General features: G+C 66.6%; 23 protein-coding genes. 22 read left to right on the forward strand and 1 reads right to left on the reverse strand.

The window, feature by feature from the left end; translation table 11 throughout:
* The first annotated feature begins 547 nt into the window (after positions 1-547).
* From MJ797_RS11960 to glgA, 22 genes are all read left to right on the forward strand, one after another.
* On the forward strand, positions 548-3,304 hold the full coding sequence (locus MJ797_RS11960) for a sensor histidine kinase (protein ID WP_239334409.1): 2,757 nt from the start codon (positions 548-550) through the stop codon (positions 3,302-3,304).
* A complete protein-coding gene (locus MJ797_RS11965; RefSeq protein ID WP_239310387.1) occupies positions 3,304-3,723 on the forward strand; it encodes a roadblock/LC7 domain-containing protein in 420 nt (139 codons plus the stop codon). Before MJ797_RS11960 ends, MJ797_RS11965 begins: the two co-directional genes overlap by 1 nt.
* 92 nt (positions 3,724-3,815) lie before the next feature.
* A complete protein-coding gene (locus tag MJ797_RS11970; protein ID WP_239310372.1) occupies positions 3,816-4,184 on the forward strand; it encodes a DUF742 domain-containing protein in 369 nt (122 codons plus the stop codon).
* The gene (locus MJ797_RS11975) at positions 4,165-4,797 is read left to right on the forward strand and encodes an ATP/GTP-binding protein (protein ID WP_239334410.1); all 633 of its coding nucleotides are present in this window, start codon (positions 4,165-4,167) and stop codon (positions 4,795-4,797) included. The genes MJ797_RS11970 and MJ797_RS11975 overlap by 20 nt, the downstream gene beginning before the upstream one ends.
* A gap of 18 nt (positions 4,798-4,815) precedes the next feature.
* The gene (locus MJ797_RS11980) at positions 4,816-5,877 is read left to right on the forward strand and encodes a LuxR C-terminal-related transcriptional regulator (RefSeq protein ID WP_239334411.1); all 1,062 of its coding nucleotides are present in this window, start codon (positions 4,816-4,818) and stop codon (positions 5,875-5,877) included.
* Positions 5,878-6,288: 411 nt separating this feature from the next.
* Complete coding sequence (locus tag MJ797_RS11985; RefSeq protein ID WP_239334412.1) at positions 6,289-6,615, forward strand: TcmI family type II polyketide cyclase; 327 nt, start codon at positions 6,289-6,291, stop codon at positions 6,613-6,615.
* 100 nt (positions 6,616-6,715) lie between these two features.
* A complete protein-coding gene (locus MJ797_RS11990) occupies positions 6,716-6,967 on the forward strand; it encodes a phosphopantetheine-binding protein (RefSeq protein ID WP_239334413.1) in 252 nt (83 codons plus the stop codon).
* 58 nt (positions 6,968-7,025) lie between these two features.
* On the forward strand, positions 7,026-7,502 hold the full coding sequence (locus MJ797_RS11995) for an SRPBCC family protein (RefSeq protein WP_239334414.1): 477 nt from the start codon (positions 7,026-7,028) through the stop codon (positions 7,500-7,502).
* Positions 7,503-7,632: 130 nt separating this feature from the next.
* Entirely contained in the window at positions 7,633-8,040 is a 408-nt protein-coding gene (locus tag MJ797_RS12000) for a cupin domain-containing protein (protein WP_239310366.1), read from the forward strand.
* 22 nt (positions 8,041-8,062) lie between these two features.
* Positions 8,063-9,358, forward strand: a complete 1,296-nt coding sequence (locus tag MJ797_RS12005) for a beta-ketoacyl synthase (RefSeq protein ID WP_239334415.1) — start codon at positions 8,063-8,065, stop codon at positions 9,356-9,358.
* Positions 9,355-10,623 (forward strand): beta-ketoacyl synthase N-terminal-like domain-containing protein, encoded by a 1,269-nt coding sequence (locus MJ797_RS12010; RefSeq protein WP_239334416.1) that lies wholly within the window; start codon positions 9,355-9,357, stop codon positions 10,621-10,623. The genes MJ797_RS12005 and MJ797_RS12010 overlap by 4 nt, the downstream gene beginning before the upstream one ends.
* Positions 10,623-11,360 (forward strand): SDR family NAD(P)-dependent oxidoreductase, encoded by a 738-nt coding sequence (locus MJ797_RS12015; protein ID WP_239334417.1) that lies wholly within the window; start codon positions 10,623-10,625, stop codon positions 11,358-11,360. The genes MJ797_RS12010 and MJ797_RS12015 overlap by 1 nt, the downstream gene beginning before the upstream one ends.
* Positions 11,360-11,665: an antibiotic biosynthesis monooxygenase gene (locus MJ797_RS12020; RefSeq protein WP_239334418.1), complete on the forward strand. Its 306-nt coding sequence runs from the start codon at positions 11,360-11,362 to the stop codon at positions 11,663-11,665. Before MJ797_RS12015 ends, MJ797_RS12020 begins: the two co-directional genes overlap by 1 nt.
* Entirely contained in the window at positions 11,662-12,183 is a 522-nt protein-coding gene (locus tag MJ797_RS12025; protein ID WP_239334419.1) for an ester cyclase, read from the forward strand. The genes MJ797_RS12020 and MJ797_RS12025 overlap by 4 nt, the downstream gene beginning before the upstream one ends.
* Positions 12,184-12,435: 252 nt before the next feature.
* Positions 12,436-13,452: an amidohydrolase family protein gene (locus tag MJ797_RS12030; protein WP_255738834.1), complete on the forward strand. Its 1,017-nt coding sequence runs from the start codon at positions 12,436-12,438 to the stop codon at positions 13,450-13,452.
* Between the two features lie 86 nt (positions 13,453-13,538).
* A complete protein-coding gene (locus tag MJ797_RS12035) occupies positions 13,539-14,522 on the forward strand; it encodes an acetylserotonin O-methyltransferase (RefSeq protein ID WP_239334420.1) in 984 nt (327 codons plus the stop codon).
* Positions 14,523-14,578: 56 nt separating this feature from the next.
* Positions 14,579-14,896: an antibiotic biosynthesis monooxygenase gene (locus MJ797_RS12040; RefSeq protein WP_239334421.1), complete on the forward strand. Its 318-nt coding sequence runs from the start codon at positions 14,579-14,581 to the stop codon at positions 14,894-14,896.
* A 539-nt stretch (positions 14,897-15,435) separates the two neighbouring features.
* On the forward strand, positions 15,436-15,873 hold the full coding sequence (locus tag MJ797_RS12045; RefSeq protein WP_239334422.1) for a roadblock/LC7 domain-containing protein: 438 nt from the start codon (positions 15,436-15,438) through the stop codon (positions 15,871-15,873).
* 66 nt (positions 15,874-15,939) lie between these two features.
* Entirely contained in the window at positions 15,940-16,695 is a 756-nt protein-coding gene (locus MJ797_RS12050) for a hypothetical protein (RefSeq protein WP_239334423.1), read from the forward strand.
* A 225-nt stretch (positions 16,696-16,920) separates the two neighbouring features.
* On the forward strand, positions 16,921-19,056 hold the full coding sequence (locus MJ797_RS12055) for a glycosyltransferase family 39 protein (protein ID WP_239334424.1): 2,136 nt from the start codon (positions 16,921-16,923) through the stop codon (positions 19,054-19,056).
* Between the two features lie 429 nt (positions 19,057-19,485).
* Positions 19,486-20,724, forward strand: a complete 1,239-nt coding sequence (gene glgC, locus MJ797_RS12060) for a glucose-1-phosphate adenylyltransferase (protein ID WP_239334425.1) — start codon at positions 19,486-19,488, stop codon at positions 20,722-20,724.
* 50 nt (positions 20,725-20,774) lie between these two features.
* Positions 20,775-21,923 carry a glycogen synthase gene (gene glgA, locus MJ797_RS12065; protein ID WP_239334426.1) on the forward strand — a complete coding sequence of 383 codons (1,149 nt, stop codon included), beginning with the start codon at positions 20,775-20,777 and terminating at the stop codon, positions 21,921-21,923.
* Between the two features lie 42 nt (positions 21,924-21,965).
* Here the strand turns inward: glgA and MJ797_RS12070 are convergent, their stop codons facing one another.
* A complete protein-coding gene (locus tag MJ797_RS12070; RefSeq protein ID WP_239334427.1) occupies positions 21,966-22,649 on the reverse strand; it encodes a maleylpyruvate isomerase N-terminal domain-containing protein in 684 nt (227 codons plus the stop codon).
* Positions 22,650-23,006: the final 357 nt, after the last annotated feature.

A 23,006-nucleotide genomic window follows, 5' to 3' on the forward strand; every position in this document is an offset into this window, starting at 1 on the left:
AGATTGCGATCATGAAACTTTTAGCAGCTCACCGACCCGCTCGGATGCACGTCTTTTCGATACAGCGCCACTGGCACCAAACTCCCCAACGGCCGCGGCCGCAGTCCGGCAAAGCTCTCCCCAGGCACGCAGCAGCCGCCCGCCAGGCACCCATCGGCCGCCAAATAGAGTCTGTTACATGTGGAACCATTGGGAATATCCCTATGGATGCCACTCCTTGCTCATGAGACAACCAGAACCACACAAACGGACGCGTGGCACCATTGACGACACAAGGGGATACCCAACAATTCATCACAGAATTGGCTTTTCGCGTCAATGATCCATTGTCGGCCTTAGGCTGACCCAGCCAACCCGCGCCCGAACCTGTCGGCTGTACCCCCTCCGAACCTGGACTAATCACCCGGGTAGAGTCGTCTCGCCCACGGGGGGAGACCGGAGGGTTACGGTTTTCGCCCCGGGCCGCGGCAGGGCCGGGGCACGAAGGCTCTACAAGAACGCTCGCCCCAACGAGGCGCCAAGACACGGCGTCGGACGAGAGGATCGGATGCTCCAGAACTGGCCAATCCGCTCCAAGCTGGTCGCCATTCTCATCCTTCCGCTGATGGCGCTGACAGTTTTCAGCGCCATCCAGGTCCGGACGAACCTTGAGAGTGTCAGCGCAAGCGATCGGATCCGGACCCTCGCGGGTTTCTCAATCAAGGTCAACGATCTCGCTGATGCCCTCCAGAAGGAACGCAACGCAGCGGGCACGTATGTCGGGAGCGGATTTCGGGTCGGCTTGGACGACGTGCGAGCCACCCGGATCCCGACCGACGCGGCCCTGGAGAAGTACCGAACCGACGTCGCGGGGCTTCCCAGCAGCGCAAGCAAGAATCTGCGAGCCGTGCTGGAAACCACCCGCAACCAGCTCGATCAGCTTGCCGCCCACCGGCAGTCGATCGACCTGGGGCAGACGGACCGTGACAAAAACGTCACCTTCTACACCCGGGGAATCACGGATCTGCTGACTGTCGTCGCCCAGGTTGGTCTTGGGTCCGACAACTCGGAACTCATCAACATGGCCGCGAGCCTGAGCAGCATGACGCGGGCGAAGGAGGCCGCCGCTCTCCAGCGCGGCTACGTGGCCGTGATCCTGTTCCTCCACCAGAGCAACGTCGGGGTCGTCAAGCTGATCCAGGCGAATGGCGGCGCGGAGGATGCCTGGATCACGCAGTTCCGCACCACCGCTTCCCAGCGGCAGCAGGACAGCTACGACAAGACGGTCGGCCCGACCGTGGACGGCGTGACCCGGATGCGTGACGGCACGGTGTTCGCGGCCCAGATGAACCAGCCCATCACCATCGACCCACAGGCGTGGCTCACCGCGGCTGACGACAAGCTCGCCCGGATGGTCGAGATGGAAAACCAGCTCTCGACCGACCTGCGGAACCGGAGCAACGCGATCGCCTCGACCGCGACCCGTGGCGCCTGGCTCGGCGGTGTCACCGTCGCGCTGGTTCTCGCCGTGTCGATCGGCATTTCGCTGTTCGTGGCGAGCCCGATGATCCGCCACCTCCGGCGCCTGCGGGGAGCCGCCCTGGAGGTCGCGAACAAGAGCCTCCCAGATGTCGTGGAACGGCTCCACCAGGGGGAGCAGGTGAACATCGACAACGAGGCGTTCCCCACCGCGAGCCGGACCAGGGACGAGATCGGCCAGGTGGCCGACGCCTTCACCACCGTCCATCAGGTGGCTGTGCGCACCGCTGTCGAACAGGCGGCGATGCGCAAGAGCATCGGCGACACGTTCCTCAACCTCGCTCGCCGCAGCCAGGCTCTCATCCATCGCCAGCTCAAGGTCATCGACGGGTTGGAACGCAAGGAGACCGACCCGGACGAGCTGGCGGAGCTGTTCCGGCTCGACCACCTCGCGACACGCATGCGGCGCCACGCCGAGGACCTCATCGTGCTGTCCGGATCGAAACCAGCCCGCGGCTGGCGCCGGCCGGTCCCGCTCAAGGACGTCGTCCGCGGAGCTGTCGCCGAGGTGGAGGACTACACCCGCGTCAAGGTGCTGCCGATCTCGGGTTCCGCCGTCGGTGGCCACGCGGTCGGCGACGTGATCCACATGCTCGCCGAGCTGATCGAGAACGCCACTTCCTTCTCCCCGCCGCACACTCCCGTCCACGTCTCCGGCCACGAGGTCTCCAACGGCTGCGTGGTCGAGGTCGAAGACCGCGGCCTCGGCATGACCGACGAGGAGTACGACGAGGTCAACGAGCGGCTGGGCAACCCACCACCGTTCGACCTCCAGACCAGCGAACGACTCGGCCTGTTCGTCGTCGGCCGGCTCGCCCAGCGGCACAGCATCCAGGTCCGGCTGCGGCCGTCACCGTATGGCGGGACCCTCGCCATCGTCCTGCTCCCAGCGGCGCTGCTGCGCGAGATCGACGCGGCCGCCGGCCAGCAGAACCCGGCGATCTACGAAGAGACCTCCGGAGCGGTCCCCGCCGGCTCGTTCACGGACCCGCTCGGCGGCTCCGCCGAACCCAGCGAGTTCGGCGAGCTGATGCCGGTGGGCGCGCCGGCCGCGTCCAGCAACGGCGACGGCGATGACCGGCCACTCATGGACGATCTGCCCGTGTTCGCCACGATCCGTTCAAGCTGGTTCGTCGCCGAGCGGAACGGAGTCGGGAGCTCCGACAACGGCAAGAACGGCGAGCACTCCGGGCCGTGGACGCGGCCGGACCCACAGCCCGCGTCCAATGACTGGACCGAAGCTCCGGATACCCCGGCCGAACTGCTGGACCCATCACATCGGTGGGGCCAGCCGCCGGGCAATGATGGCCACCAGACCGGACCGACCAGTCGTTGGGAGGACCCGGCCGATACCTCAACACGTTGGACCACCGCGGCGTTCACTGACAACGGCCTGCCTGGGCGGGCCCATGCGCCCGAATCCCGGCTGCTCCCGCCGGCTTCGCCCTTCCCACCCAGCCCACCCAGCCCGCACTTCCCCCCGCCGGCTGCACCGTCCCAGACAACATCCTTTCCACCGGTCGCGGCGTCAGCACCCGCATCGGAGCTGCCACCTGCCACACCACCGACAACGGACGCGGGCCTGCCGAAGCGGAGGCGACGGGCAAGTCTGGCTCCCGAGCTCAGGGGAACGCCCGCCAACGAACCCACGGCCCCGCCGCTCCTTGTCGGGCAACGATCGCCGGAGGAAATCCGGAACATGATGTCCTCCTTCCAGTCCAACTTCGGCCGCGGCCTGCAAGAAGGACCTAACCCGAACGGCGACGACGCCAGGAAGGTGATGTGATGCGCCATATCGGCCCGGCTGAAAACATGAGCTGGCTGTTGAACAATCTCACGCGGAAAGTACCGGAGGTCACCTACGCGATTGTGCTGTCATCGGATGGTCTCCTGCTGGCCACGTCGAACGGTATGGACCGGACCACCGCCGACCAGCTGGCCGCGGTCGCCTCGGGATTCAACAGCCTGGCCCGGGGGGCCGGGCGGTTCTTCCGCGGCGGCAACGTCCGCCAGACAATCGTCGAGATGGAACAGGGCTTTCTGTTCGTCACGGCCGTCGGCGACGGGTCGTGTCTGGCCATCCTCAGCACGCCTGGGTCGGATATCGGTCTGATCGCATACGAGATGGCCCTGCTGGTCATCCGTGTCGGCGAGTTCCTGACCCCCGAGCTACGTGCCGAGATGCAGGCGGCACTACCGCGCTGAGCGCCCGCCCGGCTGAAGGCGACGCGATTCTCGCTCTGTCGCGTCGCCGCAGGCCCGCGGGACCTGACCCCACGCCCTGATCAGGAGGACCCGTGGACGAGGAGTGGTACGACGAGGACGCAGGTCCGGTCGTCCGCCCCTACGCCGTCACCGGTGGCCGAACACGGCCGGCGGCCAATCGCGCGCTGGAGCTCGTAGCTCTGGTGTCGACGACGGCGCACGGACGGGCAATGCTTCGGAACCTCGATCCCGAGCAGCAGGACATCGTGCTGCTCTGTCAGCACATCCAGTCGATCGCGGAGATCTCCGCCCAGCTCAGCCTTCCGGTCGGCGTGGCACGGGTCCTCGTCGGCGACATGATCGACGCTGGTCTCGTACACGTCACCCGCCCAACCCGACCGACCGAGCGTCCCGACGTAGCGCTGATGGAGAAGGTGCTCGATGGACTTCAGACCCTCTAGAACAAATACCACCGGCTCCGCACTCAATCCGGTTAAGATAATAATTGCCGGTGGATTCGGCGCCGGAAAAACGACCTTCGTGGGCACCGTCAGCGAAATACCCCCGCTCACCACCGAAGCGGCGCTGACCTCCGCGAGCCTCGGTATCGACGACACGTCCCAGGTCAGTGCCAAGACCACGACCACGGTTGCCATGGACTTCGGCCGGATCACCCTGCTCGACAGCGTGATTCTGTACCTGTTCGGCACGCCCGGTCAGGACCGCTTCTGGTTCATGTGGGATGAGCTGGTCCTCGGCGCCATCGGCGCCATCGTGCTCGTGGACACCCGCCGGCTCTCGGACTCGTTCCCGGCGGTCGACTATTTCGAGGAACGCGATATCCCGTTCCTGGTAGCGGTCAACCAGTTCGACGGCTCAAAGGCGTACACCCTCGACGACGTCCGCAACGCTCTCGACATCGACGCTCGGCGACCCATCGTGTTCTGCGACGCCCGTCGGCGGGAGTCCGTCCGGCAGGCCCTGATCGCGCTGGTCCGCCACGCCCTGGATGTGGTGGCAGCCGAGACCCGACAGCGGGGTCTGTTGTCCGAGGCCAGCGCCCACGTCGACTAGCCGGCGCGGGAGAGGAAAGTGCTTGATCTTCTCGGCCTTGATGACGTCGCTCTCGCGGCCTACCGGCTGTGGCTACGCCAAGAGGACCTGACCACCGAGGACGTAAGCCTGACCCTCAGGCTTCCCACGAGCATTATCACGCGGGCCCGCGACAGGCTCATCGAGCTCTCGCTGCTGGTGATGTCCCGAGATCATCCGGGCCGCCTCGTCGCGGTGCATCCCGAGGTCCCCCTGGAACAGCTGCTCCGCCAGCAACATGATCAACTCATCCGCCGGCAGGAACAACTCATCCGCGCGCGCCTGCAGGTGAACACGCTGGTCGCCGACTACCTGCAGGGGCGTCAGATCGGGGGGCCCGGGGAGGCGGTGGAGCGTTTGGACGGCGCCGACGCCGTCGAGATCAAGGCGCGGGAACTGCTGGCCCGGGCGGAACGGGAAGTACTGATGCTGCACACCCAGCCCGGTCGGGAACCGTCCATCACAGCTACGAGCACACAAGCCGTCCGAAGTGCGCTGGAGCGCGGAATCACCATGCGCGGCATCTACTCCCGCGGGACGCGTTCGGGCGGCATGACCGCCGCGCGCATCCGTAACATGGCCGCACACAGCCTGGATCTACGTGTGATCGATGCCCCACCAGCGGATTTTGCCATCGTCGACCGCCAGATCGCTCTCGTCCTACTGAAGCTTGATCCATACGACAGCCATGCGCTGCTGCTGCGCGAGCCGGCGCTGACCAATCTGGCCGTGATGTTGTTCGACCACTTGTGGAAGTCCGCCGAACCGCTGGAGGCCGGCCGCAACGCGCTCGGCACGATCTCCGGTGGCGATCCGTCCGGTGGTGATCCAGCGGACCGCGACATGGACGATCACGATTCCGCTGAACCAGAGGAGCCGACGGAATCCGAACGTGTGCTCCTGCGGCTGTTGAGCCTCGGTGCCAAGGACGAGGCGGCCGCCCGCCATCTTGGTGTGTCGGTCCGGACAGTGCGCCGGATGATCGCTGACCTGATGCGCCGGATGGACGCCCGCAGCCGGTTCCAGGCCGGCATCCTCGCTGCGGAGCGGGGTTGGCTATAACAGAACCGGCACGCCAGAAGCCACACTTGGCATTAAGTTGCCACTACATGTTCCTGCCAGATCAATTTAGAGACACAGGTGGAACAAATAAAGCATGCTGCTACGGGGGCAAAGGCCAGGTCGGGACTGGCTTCCGGGGGCTTATCGCGGTACAGCAAGGGCGGATGCAACAGATCGCTTCGCGGTCCACTGGACCCGCGTCATCAGATCATCGAAGGCAGCCGGGAGCAGCCGCTGATCAAGGCATAAAACAGGCGTCTACCAGCGGTTCTGGCATATCGTCAGCACATGCCGGCGTCAATGCGACACCGATGTCGCGCACGCTCGTCCGAGTTCTTCCAAGTACAGCTAGGGAGCATGCGTGTCAGTGTTCTACAGCCAGGTCCGCCCAGCTGTTCCCGGACCCTCCCGATGACGCACCGGACCCTTATCGTCGCCCGCATGGAAACCAGCGACGAAACCGCTGTCGCCGACATCTTCCATGAGTCGGACAACGGCCAGCTGCCCCGCCTGCTAGGCGTCGTCCGCCGCGATCTGTTCAGCTTTCACGGACTGTATTTCCATCTGATCGAGGCGGCTGACGATGTCGGCCACGCGCTGCCCTCGTTTCGTGAACATCCGCTGTTCGTGGACGTCAACACGAAACTGGGGAAACATATCACAGCGTACGACCCGGCAACCTGGAAAAGTCCACGGGACGCGATGGCGCGGAACTTCTACTCATGGGCTGCCGACTGACCGGACCGACCGGACCGAACGGACCGACCGGACCGAACGGGCTGACCAGCGGCCCTGACCGCCGGCCGCCCCCAGCCACCACCACAAGGGAGAGAACGTCATGGAACCTGCCTGGAATACCGACCGGCTGCTCGACTTTCTCATCGAACAGACCGTGCTCGCCCCCGACGACCGCCCGGCGCACCTTGACGTCACGTTCGCCGAGGTCGGCATCGATTCACTGGCGTACCTGCACCTGCAGACCGTCGTCTTCGACGCGTTCGGGATCGAGTTGCCCGCGGAACCGCCCGCCGACTACACCCTCGAACAGATCCTCGCCACGATCAACGCCGCCGGACAGGTCATCGCCTGACAAAACGAACGAGCCTGGGCGGACCATTGCGCCCACCTGGTGAACCGAATGGAGAATGATGGCCTCACACACAGAGAACTCGATCTGGATCAACGCTGACATCGATCTCGTCTGGAAAACGACCAATGATCTCGAAAACTGGCCGGAACTCTTCACCGAGTACGCCTCGGTAGAAATTCTCGAACACCACGACAAGACCTTCAGGTTCCGGCTCACCATGCACCCGGATGCCAACGGAAACGTCTGGAGCTGGGTTTCGGAACGGACCCTGGACCCAGACAAACACCGCGTCCAGGCGCACCGCGTCGAAACAGGGCCTTTCGAATTCATGAACATCGAGTGGACCTACGAACCAGAGGGCACCGGCACCAGGATGCGCTGGGTCCAGGACTTCCACATGCGCCCAGAAGCACCCGTCGACGACGCATGGATGACCAACAATATCAACAACAACACCCGACGGGAGATGGGCGTCATCCGCGACAAGATCGAAAAAGCCGCCCGAGCCACAACGCCACTCCCCCGCCAGGCCTGACCTCGCGCCCCACGCCTCCGGCGCAGCACGCCCCCGCACAGCGCACCTGCTACCCGGCGACGACAAGCCCCCACGTCGCCGACGATTTTGGAACGCTGGCCTGCCCACCCCCAGGGATCCAGGAGAAGCCATGACCGTGACCACCCCCACCACCAGACCGGCCGCGCTGTCGATCCACGCCGTCCCGGCCAACCGCCGTCGCGGCGGTGATATCCGCACCCTACTGTCCCCCGCGACGGTGGGTGCGAAGTCCGGCTTCCTCGGCACGCTGACGCTGCAACCGGGTGAGGTCGTCACCGAGCACTGGCATCCGTACTCCGAGGAGTTCCTGTACTGCGTGTCCGGAGGCGTCACCGCGCGGCTCGATGGGGAGCACACCGCGCTGCCCGCCGAGCACGGGCTCCTCATCCCGATCGGGATGCGGCATCGGATCGTCAACGAGGGCAGCCAGACGGCCTTCCTTGTCTTCCAGCTGAGCCCCTTGGCGCCGCGCCCGGAACTCGGCCACGTGGACACCGAACCGCTCCCCCAGAACTGACGTGCCCACGCTGGAACATCCCATGAAGGAGCCGGAAGTGAGACGGACGGCGATAACCGGCATCGGCGTGGTCGCGCCGGGAGGCACAGGTAGCAAGGAGTTCTGGCACCTGTTGACCGATGGCCGGACAGCCACCAGACGCCTGTCGTTCTTCGACCCGAGCCAGTTCCGCTCGCAGGTGGCCGCCGAATGCGACTTCGACCCGGCCGCAGCGGGGCTGACGCCACAGGAAATCGCCCGCAACGACCGTTTCATCCAGTTCGCCCTCGTGGCCGCGACCGAAGCGGTCACCGATAGCGGGCTGGAACTCGGCGGGGACGCGGACCCCGCCGACCCCGACCAGCCGCTGGTAGCCGTGAGCATGGGCAGCGCGGTCGGCGCGACCACCCGGCTGGAAGACGAGTACGTGATCGCCAGTAACAGTGGGCGCGACTGGCTTGTCGACCCCAGCTACGCATCGTCCTTTCTTTACCACGCCCTGGTCCCCAGCTGTCTGGCCACCGAGGTGGCCTACCGGTTCGCCGCCCATGGCCCGGCACACGTGGTCTCGACCGGCTGTACCTCCGGGATCGACGCGGTCGGGTACGGTCACCAGCTCATCGTCGACGGTGAGGCCGACATCGTGATCGCGGGAGCGTCGGACGCGCCGCTGTCCCCGATCTCGATCGCCTGCTTCGACGCGATCCGGGCGACGTCCGCGCGCAACGACGATCCCGAGCACGCCTCCCGGCCGTTCGACGCGACCCGCGACGGGTTCGTGATGGGCGAGGGCTCCGCCGTACTCGTGCTGGAGGAGCTGACACATGCGCGGGCCCGGGGCGCCCACGTGTACTGCGAGGTCACCGGCTATGCCGCACGCTCGAACGCCTTCCACATGACCGGTCTGAAGGCCGATGGTCTCGACATGGCCGTGGCGATCTCGGATGCCCTGCGGCAGGGCCACACCGACCCGGCCCGGATCGACTACGTCAACGCCCACGGCTCCGGGACCAAACAGAACGACCGCCACGAGACCGCCGCGTTCAAGAAAGCGCTCGGGCAGCATGCGTACACCGTCCCGGTAAGCTCGATCAAATCCATGGTCGGTCACTCCCTGGGAGCGATCGGCGCCATCGAGGTCGCGGCCTGCGCCCTGGCGATCGAGAACCGGGTCGTCCCACCCACCGCCAACTGGGCCCGCCCAGACCCCGAATGCGACCTGGACTACGTACCGAACATCGCTCGTGACCATGACGTCACCGTGGCCCTGTCGGTCGGCAGCGGCTTCGGCGGGTTCCAGTCAGCCATCGTTCTCGACCGTGGATCGGACGCCCGGTGATCGCCGCCCGGCCAGCCCTGCGTCCTGTTGTCACCGGTGTCGGAGTGATTGCCCCCAGCGGCATCGGAACCGAGGAGCACTGGCGCTCCACGCTGCGTGGCGAGTTGCGAGTGAAACCGATCACCAGCTTCGACGCCAGCCGGTACACCACGACGCTTGCCGGCCAGATCGACGGATTCGACCCCGCTGGGCGCCTGGGCGGCCGACTCGTCCTGCAGACCGACCGGTGGACGTGGCTCGGCATGGCCGCGACCGAACTCGCGCTGTCCGACGCCTCCTACGACCCGGCGGCGCACGATCCGTACGCGACCTCGGTGGTGTTCGCGGCCGGGTCCGGCGGCAATGACTTCGGCCAGCGGGAGATCCAGCGGCTGTGGAGCCTTGGCCGCCAGGCCGTGAGCGTGTACCAGTCCATCGCCTGGTTCTACGCGGCGACCACCGGCCAGACCTCGATCAGGCATGGCCTGAAGGGACCGTCCGCGGTTGTGGTCACCGACGCCGCCGGTGGCCTCGACAGTCTTGCGCAGGCCCGGCGGACGATCCGCCGGGGAACGCCGGCCGTCCTCGCTGGCGCTGCCGAGGCCGGCCTCACTCCCTACGCTCTGACCTGCCAGATCACCGGCGGGCGCCTGTCCACCAGCAGCGAGCCGAAGGCCGGCTACAAGCCGTTCGACCGCTCCGCGGGCGGTCATGTGCCCGCCGAGGGCGGCGTGACACTCGTCGTGGAGGACCCGGCCTCCGCCGCAGCCCGCGGTGCGCCGAAGATATACGCCGAGATCGCCGGATACGCGGCGACCCACGACGCGGCCCATCATCGCGACCCATCGCCGGACCCGCGCTGGTACGCCGAGGCCATGCGCCGAGCGCTCGTCGATGCGGACCTCACCCCGGCCGACGTTGATGTGATCTTCGCGGACGGCGCGGGCTCGCGGGATCTCGACGACCTGGAGGCACGCGCGATCCACCTGGCATTCGGTGCCCATGCGGAGCACGTTCCCGTCACCGCTCCGCAGGGCCTGATCGGGCGGATGTGCGCGGGCGGCTCAGCGCTGGCGGCGGCGAACGCGCTGTTGTCCATTCGCGACGGAGTGATCCCGGCGGTCGGTAACCTCGACGACCCGCTCCCGCAGTACCGCCTCGACCTCGTCCGGGAACCACGCGAAACCCCGGTACGGGTCGCCATGGTCAATGCCCGCGGCTACGGCGGCTTCAACAGCTCGCTGATCCTGCGGGCCGTCGAGACACCCGCGCGGGAGGACAGCTGATGGACTTCGGGCTCAAAGGCAGATCAGCCCTGATCACCGGCGGTGCCCGCGGGATCGGGCGTGCCGTCGTGCTGGCGCTCGCGCAGCAGGGAGCGTCCGTGATCACTTGCTATGTCAACGAAAGCGACGCGGTCACTTCGCTCGCGGACGAACTCGACCGACTTGGCACCGACGCGCAGCTGGTACGCGCCGACGTGTCGGTGGAAGCGGACGTGAACCGGCTGCTGGAGGCCGCCCGCGACCGCTTCGGGGCGCTCGACATCCTGGTCAACAACGCGGCGGTCGCGACCCAGGCACCGCTGCACCAGCTCCGCCTGGACGAGTGGCGACGGGTACTCGACACCAACCTGACCAGCCTTTACCTGCTCCACCGAGCGGCGCACGACCTACTGGCCAATGAAGCGTCGATCATTACCATCGGCTCAGCTGGAGCATTGCGTGGCGTCGCGGACCGCACCCCGTACATGACCTCCAAGGCCGCTGTCCTCGGCTTCACCAGATCCCTGGCCAAGGAACTCGGGTCACGAGGCATCCGAGTCAACACGGTGGCCCCCGGTTTCACCGAGACCGACCAGACGGCCGGCATGTCGCCAGCAAGGCGGGCACAGGCCGAGGCGATGACCGCGCTCGGGCGCCTCGCCCTGCCCGAGGAGATCGCCAGCGCGGTGCTCTTCCTCGCGGGCGACGCGGCCCGCTACATCACCGGCGCCACGCTGTACGTAGACGGAGGGATCTGATGATCAGAGTAACTCTTACGATGCGTGTCCGTCCCGATCGGGAACAAGATTTCATCGACGCCTGGGAAAAGGTCGCGCTGGCCGCGAGCCTGGCGACGGGCAATCTGCGGCAGAGCCTCCTGCGGGACGGCCCGCGCGCGTTCGTCATCACGAGCGACTGGACGGACCGGGAGCATTTCCAGGCCTTCGAGCGCAGCCCGGAGCAGGACGCTCTCACCGCGCCACTGCGCGACCTACGAGAGAGCGTGCGGATGGATGTAGCCGAAATCCTCGTTCACCGGGAAGGAACAGAATGGCGATCGTGAGCGGCGAGACCCTGGCCGAGACCAACAGACGGACGATCATCAACCACTTCCAGGCACTGGAGAACGGCGATCTCGAAGGTGCCCTGACAGCATTCGCCCCGGATATGGTTAATCACCGGATGGAGCCCGGCAGCCCACCTGGGCGGGCTGGTCTGGCTGCCACCCTGGGGGTCGTGCTGCGATGCTTTCCGGCCGCCGCCTGGCGGCTGGAAAGCATCGTCGCGGATTCGGAGCTCGTCGCCTCGATGATTGTGATCGAAGGCACGGCGCACGGAGTGATCATGGGAGTGCGGGCCGCTGGTCAGCGGGTGGCCTGGCGACACACCCACTGGTTTCGCATGTCCGGGGGAAAGGTCGTCGAGCATGACGCGATCCGCGACGATCGCGGCCTGCTCCGCCAGCTTGGCATGAACGTGCGAGGCCCGCATCCCGGCGGGCTCGGCGGCGGGCTCGGGAGCTCCGAGAAAGGAGCTACGGGCAGCGGGGTACAGGAGAACGTACCTCTCACCGTCGGATAACCAGCCGTCCACCGCCCGGCCGGCGAGGGTCAAAGCCCTGTCTCCCAAGCTGGGCGAAACAGATCACACAAGCCCTTCCCAGCACCATTACACCGCGCTCTGATTTTCTGCCGAAAATTAGGTTACCGGTCGAGAAAAACAACATTGTCGCAAGTCAGGAGTAGTGGCGTCATAATCCAGCGGACCGGTTGCCCTTTAGTATTCATCCCACCTTAGTTTTATCCCACCCCGTCCCGGCCAGGAGAACCCACCATGAGCGAACATCCTCCCGGAAGGCATTCCGACGGTGCGCGACCAAGCGGGTACATCGACGTCCATCACCATATGTTACCACCCACTTTAAAACGATTGGCGGTCGACCGTAATCTGTTACCACCGGTCGGCGGACCGCCCTTCGCGACCTGGGATCTCGCGGCCGCCCTGAAGACGATGGACATGAACGGCATCGAGCTGGGGCTGGCGTCGGCCGCGATTCCCAGCGAATTCCTCGGCGGCGATGCGCCCTGGGCCGCCGAGATCGCCCGTACCGCCAACGAGTCACTGGCCGAGATCGCCCATCAGCACCCGCGGCGGTTCGGATTTCTCGCCTACGTTCCGCTGCCATTCATGGAAATCTCACTGGCCGAGATCGCCTATGCATTCGACGAGCTCGACGCGGACGGCGTCGTCATGGGCTGCCATGCGGACGGGGCATATCTGGGAGATCCTGCCCTTGACGAGGTCTTCGCGGAGCTGAACCTGCGGCAGGCAGTCGTGCTCATCCACCCGTTCAACCTGCCGGCCTGTTCAGTGAGCCCGTTCCCGGCATTCATCGCGGACTTCATGCTCGACACGACGCGGGCAGCCATCCAGCTGATTACTTCCGGCACGCTGGACCGTTACCCGGAAATCTCGTTCATCCTGCCGCACGCCGGCGGGTTCCTACCTTATCAGGCCGCTCGGCTCACCCTTGCCGCCGCCTTGGGGCATGGTCTCGATGCCAGCACGGTCCAGGCCGCCCTGAACCGCTTTCACTACGATACAGCCGGGCCAATGTCACCATACGCCACACCGACATTACTCGCCTCCGTCGGTGCCACGCGAATCCTTTACGGTAGCGACTACAACGCGGTACCCGCCGCAGGAGTTTCCGTGGCGTCCCAGGGACTGAAAAATGATCCCAGCCTCGATGCGGAAGCATTTCGTCTGATCAGTCGCGAAAACGCACTTCGGCTTTTCCCGGCTGTCGCCCGCCGAGTGGCACCAGAAAATTTCCCGAGCACCGGCTGAACTGCCCGCCTCGATCCGTTTAGACACCTGGTCCCGCAAATATCAGCACCCCGCCGACGAACCATTACTCAAGAACGGGAACTATAATGACCGAGTCCAGTGAAACACCCGAACAGATTCTACGGATCTCCGCCGGCTACATGGCCGCCAAGTTTCTGTTCGTCGCGTCCCGGATCGGCCTGTTCGAGGCGCTGGCGCAGGGCTCGCGCACAGTGGCGCAGCTGAGCAGCGTGATCGACGTCCCGGAACGGTCCACGCGGATCGTCGCCGATGCGATGGTGAGCGTCGGCCTGGTCAACCGGGAGGGCGACGCATACAGCAACGCCCCAGTCGCGCAGACGTTTCTGGCCGGCGCCACGCCGGCTGACCGGCGCCCCATGCTGAGGTGGTGGGACCAGATCAGCTATCCCACCTGGCAACGGCTTGAGGCCGCGGTGCGCACGGGCGAACCGCAGACAGCGCCCCTGTCCGCGGCGGAGCAGACAATGCTCTCGCTCGGAATGGAGGTCAGCACCAGCGCCTCCGCGGCGGCGCTACCCGGTCGCTACTCCTTCTCCGCCCATCAGCGCCTGCTCGATCTGGGTGGCGGTACCGGTTCGTTCGCGCGTGCGGCGCTGGGCCGCAATCCGCAGCTGTCCGCCACGTTGTTCGAGCTTCCCCAGACCGCGGTCGTGGCTGCGCGGCATGTCGACGGGTTGGCTGACCGGGACCGGCTGAACATCGTCGAGGGCGATCTCTTCGACGATCCGATACCCAAGGATCACGATGTGCTGCTGCTGGCGAACGTGATTCATCTCTTCCCACCGGACCGTAGCCGGATTCTGCTGAGCCGGGTTCGGGAGGCGGCCCCTGACGGGGCCCGTCTGTTGCTGGTCGACCTGTGGACCGATCCCACCCACACCGACCCCGCGTTTGCGGCACTCCTCTCGGGCGAATTCCTGCTTGTCGGCGGTGGCCAGGCCTACAGCGTCGAGGAAGCCGCCGAACTGCTCGCGGACACCGGTTGGCGGTTCGACGAGCACCAGCCGCTGGCCGGTCCGGCCTCGCTTGTTCTGGCCACAGCCGGATAGCCTTCTCGGCGCTGTCCGTGGAAGATCAAAGAACAGCTGACGCAAGGAGGTCGTCGATGACCGCGCGTATTCTTGTCTTCGCGAATGTCGCCCCGGCGGTGGCGAACGAGTTCGAACTGGCTTATCTACAGGTCACCGCACGGATGAAGGGCACGCCCGGCCTCCTCGGTGACGAGCTCCTGCGAGGCCCCGACGGCTCCGGCCGTTACCTCCTGCTCAGCGAGTGGGAGAGCGAAGAGCAGTTCCTCGCCTGGGAGACCGCACCGGGCCACCGTGAGATCACCAGCCCGATGACGCCGTACTGGTCTGGGAGCTTCGAACGCCGGATCTACAACATCGCTGCCCGGCTTGAACACGGGGCCGCCGCCAGCTGAACACCGGCATGCCCGTCCGGCCACCCGCCCGTTGATCGACGGCCGGGTGGCCGGACGGGCATATGGCCAAAATACTGGATTTGCCGGATGCATGGGCCTTGCCGGATTCCGGTCTTTTCTACCGGCTGGACCATGACGACCGATACCGACCGGTCAGATCACGGCGACGAGATTGGCCGTGGATCCCAGCGGGTCAAGGCCATCCCGGCACGAGCCCGATGACAAAATCCAATCAACAGGTAACCATGGCAATACAGACATAATATGTTAATTCGTTTATCCTGGGTACTTTTTCCGGCCCGCCGCCTGATCCAGCTGTCACCAGGTCAAGGCGCCCGCCTGGCAGGGCATAAACTGACCATCCGACGGTGACGCGAGGAACCTGGTCGCGGTTGGCGAGCCCCGAGCCGATACCTTGGCGGAAATAGCCACGGCTCAGCCGGGTCACCGAACGCGGACGAGAACGGCCAGAGAGGTAGCGAATTGTACTACCGGAGCCATGGTGGATCGGCGCGCCCGCGCGGACAGCGAGGGAGCGTGTGACCGAGGCGAGCGCACCGGACGACGGGCCAGACGGTGGGTTGAACTGGCTCGTCAATAACTTCGTCGGGTCGGTTCCTGGAGTGGCGAGTGCCATCGTCGTCTCGGTCGACGGGCTGCTGCTCGCGGTGTGCGACGGCTTCATCCGCGACCGGGCAGAACAACTTTGCGCGATCTCCTCAGGCCTGCTCGGCCTGACCCTCGGTGCGGCGACTCTCATGGAGTTCGGGCCGGTACGCCAGACAATGGTCGAGATGGACCACGGAACCCTGCTCCTCATGGCCATCAGCGAGGGCGCCTGCCTGTCCGTCCTGGCCGCCAAAACATGCGAAATCGGTCTCGTCGGATATGAGATGACCCGGCTGGTAGCGCGGGCACGCGACTTCCTGACACCTGCCAGGCGCGGCGAGCCACGGGACCGGCTGGACGTAGGATAACCGCCTGACGAATACGGTCCGGGCAGACCCGGCCGCAGCGGGCCGAGATTCTTTGCGGAAGTTCAGGTGAGCGCGGTGGCGGACTTCTATCACCGGGTCATTGTCGAGCCCGGAAAACAGCCGCTGTTCCTGCTGCTGGTGGCGTTCGTGGGTACATTTCTGTTCATCCGGCTCAGCGTCCGGATGATCCGGGCGGGGGTTTCCTGGTGGCCAGGAAATGTCGCGGCTGGTGGGACACATATCCACCATGTCGTCTTCGGCATCATTTTCATGTGCGTCGCCGGAGTCGGTGCGTTCACCCCGGCAGCCGGCAGATCACCGTGGTGGGACCTGCTCGGAGCGCTGTTCGGTGCCGGGATCGCGCTCGTCCTGGACGAGTTCGCTCTGGTCCTGCACCTACAGGACGTGTACTGGAGCGAGGAGGGCCGTGTCTCGGTCGATGCGGTGGCCCTCGGGGTGGCGGTCACCGGCCTGCTCGTTCTGGGCAGCCTGCCCTTCGGGGTCAACGGCCTTGACGACAGCCAGAGCGCGGCACTGTGGGATTATGTGGCATCGCTCATCCTCAACATCCTTCTGGTAGTGATCACTTTTCTGAAGGGCAAACTGCGCCTCGGGACCATCGGGCTGCTCGTCCCCTTCCTCGCGCTCATCGGCGCGATCCGGCTGGCTCGGCCCAACTCGCCGTGGGCACGATGGCGCTATCACAGCGGATCTCACAAAGCCGCCCGGGCCGACAGCCGGGCCATCCGCCACGACCAACGGTGGATCCACCGCAAAGACCGTATCTCCGATCTGATCGCCGGTCGCCCCGACAGCGGGTGACCGGCGCGATGGCCACGACGCCGTCCCCGCACAGCTGTGTCGGCGGGGCTGCCCGCCCGCGTCGGCCTTCAGTCGGTTCCCAGACTTGCGTCAGGCCCACATCAGGCTGAGACCCGACGATAGGGCGATGTCGGCGATATCCGTGATGACGGCCAGCCGGGCACCCTGGACGCTCCCCGGCCGCGCCGTCGTCCAGCTCCCGCCCCTGACGATGAGGACCTGAACGTGACCACAACCTTTCCGGACCAGGCGGCCGGCGTTCCCCCCGCACCGGCTGGCCCGGCGGCTACCCAGGTCCGGCAGTCACCCGCCCGATGGACGCGGCGCCTTCTTCGCGGCCGGGAAGCCGACCAGCCCTGGGTGCGCCCTGCCCTGCTCGCCCTTCTCACCGCAACCGCGCTGCTCTACAGCTGGGGGCTGGGGAGGTCCGGCTGGGCGAACGCCTTCTACTCCGCCGCCGTGCAGGCCGGCTCGACGAGCTGGAAGGCCTTCTTCTTCGGTTCCTCGGATGCCTCGAGCTTCATCACCGTGGACAAGCCGCCGGCTTCCCTGTGGGTGGCGGAGATCTTCGTACGCCTCTTCGGGCTCAACTCGTGGAGCGTGCTCGTCCCACAGGCGCTCGAGGGCGTCGCGGCCGTGGGCGTCCTGTATGCGACGATCCGGCGCTGGTTCTCCCCCGGCGCGGCGTTGCTGGCCGGCGCGGTCTTCGCGACAACCCCGGTCGCGGTGCTGATGTTCCGGTTCAACAACCCCGACTCGCTGCTCGTCCTGCTGCTGGTCCTGGGTGCGTACGCGACCGTCCGGGCGGTGGAGGACGCGAGCACCCGTTGGATCGTCTGGGCGGGCGTCTTCGTCGGTTTCGGTTTTCTCGCCAAAATGATGCAGACATTCCTGGTCGTGCCGGCGTTCGCGCTCACCTATCTCCTGGCCGCACCGACGCCGCTCCGGCGCAGGATCGGCCAGCTCCTGCTCGCCGGGGTGGCGATGCTCGTCGCTGCCGGCTGGTGGGTCGCGGCCGTGGAACTGTGGCCGAAGAGCTCACGCCCCTACATCGGCGGCTCGCAGAACAACAGCGTCCTTAATCTGATCTTCGGCTACAACGGCTTCGGCCGGCTCAACGGCAACGAAGCCGGCAGCGTCGGTGGCATGGGCGGGGCGGGCGGCACCGGCGGCCGCTGGGGAGCGACCGGTCTGACCAGGATGTTCAACTCCGAGATGGGTGGGCAGGTCTCCTGGCTCATTCCGGCTGCGCTGATCCTCCTGATCGGCGGGCTTGCGCTCGGCTGGCGCGCCCCGCGTACGGACAGGACCCGGGCGGCCCTTGCGCTGTGGGGCGGCTGGCTCCTCGTCACCGGCATCACCCTGAGCCTCGCCCAGGGGATCATCCACCCGTACTACACGGTAGCGCTCGCCCCCGCGATCGGAGCTGTGACCGGTATCGGCGGCACCGGCCTCTGGCACCGCCGTGGCCAGTTCGCCGCCTCTCTGCTGCTGGCCATGGCCCTGGCCGCCACAACAGCCTGGGCCTACGTCCTGCTCAGCCGGACGCCCAGCTGGCACCCGTGGCTGCGGCCGCTGGTGCTCCTTCTCGGTGGCGCGGCGATTGTCGCGCTGATCCTCAGCCTCGTGCTCTCGGTGCCGTTGGCTCGCCGTGCCGCCGTGGTGATGGCTGCCGTGAGCATTGTCGCGGGCGCCACCGGGCCAGCCGCCTACGCGGTCGCGACAGCTTCCGCCGCGCACACCGGTGCCATCCCATCCGCCGGGCCCACGGGCTTCGGTGGCCCCGGCCGCGGCCCCGGCGGCGGCTTCGGCGGCGGCTTCGCTGGCGGCGGCCGGATGAACGGTTTCACTGGCGGTGGTTTCGCTGGCGGTAACACCCCGCCGGGTACGTCACCGGGCGGCCCGACCGCACAGGGCGGTACCGCAGGTCTGGCCGGCGGCTTCGGCCGGCGGGGCGGAGCCATGTTCGGACGGACAGCCGGTGGCCTCGGCGGGCTTCTCGACGCGGGAACACCAAGTGCCGCGCTGGTCACGGCGCTGAAGGCGGACGCGGGGCGCTACACCTGGGTCGCGGCCGCCGTCGGCTCCAACTCCGCGGCAGGCGTCCAGCTCGCCACCGGCGACCCGGTGATGGCCATCGGCGGCTTCAACGGAACCGATCCCACGCCCACACTCACGCAGTTCCAAGGGTACGTCAGCCAGCGAAAAATCCACTACTTCATAGGCGGCAGCGGGATGGGGATGGGCGGCGGCCAGCCCAGTGGTACGGCCAGCGCCATCACCGCGTGGGTTCAGCAGAACTTCAGCCAGACCACGATCGGCGGCACAACCGTGTACGACCTGACCACGCCCGCCGGATAAGAGCGCCCGCCACGCACAGGGAAATGCGCAGGATCAATCACAGAGCGCAGGCAGGTGCGATCCCCGCTGGTCCGTCCCTCCGCATTCGGTCGATATTCCATCGATGCGCCGGACAGCGCGGCGGGGATCGCGCGCATAGCAGGGCACAGCCAGGGAAGAACAACCGAGTGACACCAGAACACCACAAAAAATCAACCAATGAGATTACTGTACCCAATTAAAACAAAAAGTCCTTTTCGTAAGCATCCGATCCGCCGCGCTCGGGATGATCAGCGTGAACCTGGTGGTAGGACAGGTCCTGGGAGCTTCTGTTCCCAACATCGCAATTAGCTACGCGTTGTTAGGCTTTGGGCCTGCCAACCCGGCCGCCAGCGGCCGGTGCCAGCCGATCCCATCCGATCATCGATCGCCACCCCGGGGAGGTCTGGGATGTCAACGCCAAGAGTGCTCGGCGTCGTGCTGGCCGGTGGTGCGGGCAAACGGCTCGCGCCACTCACCGCCGACCGCGCCAAACCGGCTGTCCCGTTCGGCGGCCTCTACCGACTGATCGATTTCGTCCTGTCGAACCTGGCCAACGCCGGCTACCTGCGGATCTGCGTTCTCACGCAATACAAGAGCCACAGTCTGGACCGGCACATCACCACCACGTGGCGGATGAGCGACCTGCTCGACAACTACGTCACGCCGGTGCCCGCACAGCAGCGGCTCGGACCCCGCTGGTACACGGGATCCGCGGACGCCATCCTGCAGTCACTGAACCTCATCTACGATGATCAACCGGATATCGTGGTCGTGTTCGGCGCCGACCATGTCTACCGGATGGACCCGCGGCAGATGGTCGGACAGCATCTGGACAGCGGGGCCGGAGTGACCGTCGCGGGGCTGCGTGTGCCCCGGATGGAGGGGACACAACTCGGTGTGATCAGCCCGAGTGCGGATGGCCGCACAATTGACGCCTTCCTCGAGAAGCCCGCGGATCCTCCGGGCCTGCCGGACGCACCCGATGAGACGTTCGCCTCCATGGGCAACTACGTCTTCTCCACCGACACCCTGATCGAGGCGCTGCGAGCCGATGCCACCGACGACGACAGCGTCCACGACATGGGCGGGAACATCATCCCGATGCTGGCGAAGGAAGGCATGGCGCAGGTCTACGACTTCGCTGACAACGACGTGCCAGGCGCGAGCGAACGGGACCGGGGCTACTGGCGGGATGTCGGCACCCTCGACTCCTACTTCGACGCGCACATGGATCTGTGTGCCTTCGATCCGGTGTTCAACCTGTACAACCGGCACTGGCCGATCCTGACGAACGTCCCGTCCCTGCCGCCGGCGAAGTTCGTGCACGAGGAACCAGGCCGTACCGGCATGGCGCTCAACAGCGTCGTCAGCAACGGAGTGATCATTTCTGGCGGCCTGGTACGCCGGTCGGTCCTGTCGCCGGGAGTACGGGTGAACTCCTGGGCGCAGGTCGAGAACGCGGTCATACTGGACAACACGATCATCGGACGGCGTGCGGTGGTCCGCAACGCGATCCTCGACAAGAACGTGGTGGTACCGGAAGGTACGCAGATCGGGATGGACAAGGAACACGACCTCGCCCGCGGATTCACAGTCAGCCCCGATGGCATCACGGTCGTCGGGAAAGGTGTGACGATCACCGGCTGAGCCTGACGATGACCGACTGAGCCCCGTCCCGGATGCCTGAAGGGCAGGTAATGCGCGTCTCGTTGCTGACCAGGGAGTACCCGCCGGAGGTCTACGGCGGTGCCGGAGTGCACGTCGAGTACCTTGCCCGCGAGATCTCCCGGTTCGTGGAGCTGACCGTGCACTGCCAGGGGGCCGACCGGGTGGGCCCGGACGGTATCGCGGTGCGCGCCCACCGGCCGTGGGAACAGCTGGCGGACGCGGGTGACGCCCTGCGGACGGTGTCGGCCGACCTGTCCGCGACCGCCGCTGCCGCCGACGCCGACCTGGTGCATTCACACACCTGGTATGCCAACCTGGCCGGGCATCTGGCGTCGCTGCTCTATGGGATCCCACATGTGCTGACCTCACACTCGTTGGAACCGCTGCGGCCGTGGAAAGCCGAACAGCTCGGCGGCGGCTACGCGCTGTCATCCTGGTGCGAACGGGTGTCCATCGAGTCCGCCGCGGCCGTCATCGCGGTGAGCGAGGGCATGCGGGCGGACGTCCTGTCGGCTTATCCGGCGGTCGATCCGGCGAAGATCCACGTCATCCGCAACGGGATCGACACCGACGAGTACGCGCCAAGCCCCGCGACCGACGTCCTCACCCGGTACGGGGTGGACCCGGAGCAGCCATCCGTGGTGTTCGTCGGTCGGATCACCCGGCAGAAGGGAGTACCGGTACTGCTGCGGGCCGCGGCCGAGCTCGACCCGCGGGCACAACTGGTGCTCTGCGCGGGCGCGCCCGACACCCCCGCGCTACTGACCGAGGTCACCGACCTGGTGGACGGGCTGCGCGACACCCGCAAGGGACTCGTATGGATCTCGGGCATGCTGGCCAAGCCCGACATCATCGGACTGCTGTCGCACGCGACCGTGTTCGTCTGCCCGTCCGTGTACGAACCGCTCGGGATCGTCAACCTGGAGGCGATGGCCTGTGGCACGGCCGTGGTCGCCTCCAGGGTCGGCGGTATCCCCGAAGTGGTGGATGACGGCGTGACCGGGCTGCTCGTCCCGCCCAGCGACCCGGCGGCGCTCGCCGCCGCCGTCAACGAGCTCCTCGCGGACCCGGCGCGCGCCGCGGCCATGGGCAGAGCCGGCCGCGACCGGGCCGTCACCGAGTTCGGCTGGCCGGCCGTGGCCGAGAAGACCGCCCGCCTCTACGAGACCCTGATCTGACCCCGGCCAACGTGCCGCTGGTGTCAGGCCATGCCGCTGGTGTCAGACCACGCTGAGGGCTGCGGGTAGGTCCGCGCGCCCGGTGAGCAGCAGGAGGATGTCGGCGGCGTCGGGGAGCGCCGCGGCAATGCCGGCGGCGAGCAGCAGGCTGCCACCGATGGCGGTGCCGAGGCTCGCCGGTGGCGGGACATCCAGCGCACGAGCCAGATCCAGGGTGTGGACGGTGAGCTCAAAGGTCCGGGTGGGCAGGTAGTCAGCCAGCCTCATAGCGCCGAGCGCAGTCATGACGACCGCGTCGTCGGGGCTCTCGCGCACCAGCTCGCGCACCCGGTTGGCCAGCGCCGTAACCGCGTCCGACGGGTCGTCACCGAGTGCCGCGCCAGCATCACGGCCACGTTGGGTCACGGCCGCGGGGTCCGCCAGCCCGCTACGCACCGCCAGATCCCCGCTTCGTACCGCCAGGTAGTAGCCGACGGCATCTATGCGATCAGGCTGAGCGCCGGCGCCCGCATCAACCACGCCGGCCGGTGTCCCCAGGTAGGTCTCCACGGTCGACAACGCCCGGCTCGTGTGCCCGACCAGGTCGCGCACAGACCACTCACCCAGGGCCGGGGCCGTCCAGCAATCATCGCTGATTCCGGTGACGAGGGACACGAACGCGCTGGCCGCATGCTCGAAACAGGCCCGCGTTTCGTGGGGTCCGGTGCCATGCACCTGTCGAGTCATAGCCCTTCGAGACCATCAAGGTCAACACCTGGGCGTATCCCTCCGTCACCTCGCGATCCATCCGCCCGTACGCCGCTCTCTTTTAGGGGGATATCTATGTGTAGCCGATCAGAGCGGATGTGGCTCGCCAGGTCGCCGGCGACGGAGTGTGGCGGCGCCTGGTCACCGACCCCGTCGGCGGCAAGCTGCTGGACTACGGCCAAACGACGTACCGGCCGCCGGCGGACCTCACCCGGTTCGTCCGCCCTATCCTCGGGCGCTCTTATCACGCGCCGACACCGAGCCCTCTACCAGACGTAGGCAGAGACGTTCGGAGCAGCGGGCCAGGATGTTCGGCGCAAAGCAGTCATAACCATG

This window comes from Protofrankia sp. CiP3, from assembly GCF_917627345.1.
GTDB lineage: Bacteria > Actinomycetota > Actinomycetes > Frankiales > Frankiaceae > Protofrankia.

Excerpts from the sequence above, each read along its gene's own strand:
- MJ797_RS11960 (WP_239334409.1), top strand. The coding sequence starts at position 548 with ATGCTCCAGAACTGGCCAATCCGCTCCAAGCTGGTCGCCATTCTCATC.
- MJ797_RS11965 (WP_239310387.1), top strand. The coding sequence starts at position 3,304 with ATGCGCCATATCGGCCCGGCTGAAAACATGAGCTGGCTGTTGAACAAT.
- MJ797_RS11975 (WP_239334410.1), top strand. The coding sequence starts at position 4,165 with ATGGACTTCAGACCCTCTAGAACAAATACCACCGGCTCCGCACTCAAT.
- MJ797_RS11985 (WP_239334412.1), top strand. The coding sequence starts at position 6,289 with ATGACGCACCGGACCCTTATCGTCGCCCGCATGGAAACCAGCGACGAA.
- MJ797_RS11990 (WP_239334413.1), top strand. The coding sequence starts at position 6,716 with ATGGAACCTGCCTGGAATACCGACCGGCTGCTCGACTTTCTCATCGAA.
- MJ797_RS11995 (WP_239334414.1), top strand. The coding sequence starts at position 7,026 with ATGGCCTCACACACAGAGAACTCGATCTGGATCAACGCTGACATCGAT.
- MJ797_RS12000 (WP_239310366.1), top strand. The coding sequence starts at position 7,633 with ATGACCGTGACCACCCCCACCACCAGACCGGCCGCGCTGTCGATCCAC.
- MJ797_RS12005 (WP_239334415.1), top strand. The coding sequence starts at position 8,063 with ATGAAGGAGCCGGAAGTGAGACGGACGGCGATAACCGGCATCGGCGTG.
- MJ797_RS12015 (WP_239334417.1), top strand. The coding sequence starts at position 10,623 with ATGGACTTCGGGCTCAAAGGCAGATCAGCCCTGATCACCGGCGGTGCC.
- MJ797_RS12020 (WP_239334418.1), top strand. The coding sequence starts at position 11,360 with ATGATCAGAGTAACTCTTACGATGCGTGTCCGTCCCGATCGGGAACAA.
- MJ797_RS12030 (WP_255738834.1), top strand. The coding sequence starts at position 12,436 with ATGAGCGAACATCCTCCCGGAAGGCATTCCGACGGTGCGCGACCAAGC.
- MJ797_RS12035 (WP_239334420.1), top strand. The coding sequence starts at position 13,539 with ATGACCGAGTCCAGTGAAACACCCGAACAGATTCTACGGATCTCCGCC.
- MJ797_RS12040 (WP_239334421.1), top strand. The coding sequence starts at position 14,579 with ATGACCGCGCGTATTCTTGTCTTCGCGAATGTCGCCCCGGCGGTGGCG.
- glgC (WP_239334425.1), top strand. The coding sequence starts at position 19,486 with ATGTCAACGCCAAGAGTGCTCGGCGTCGTGCTGGCCGGTGGTGCGGGC.
- glgA (WP_239334426.1), top strand. The coding sequence starts at position 20,775 with ATGCGCGTCTCGTTGCTGACCAGGGAGTACCCGCCGGAGGTCTACGGC.
- MJ797_RS12070 (WP_239334427.1), bottom strand. The coding sequence starts at position 22,649 with ATGACTCGACAGGTGCATGGCACCGGACCCCACGAAACGCGGGCCTGT.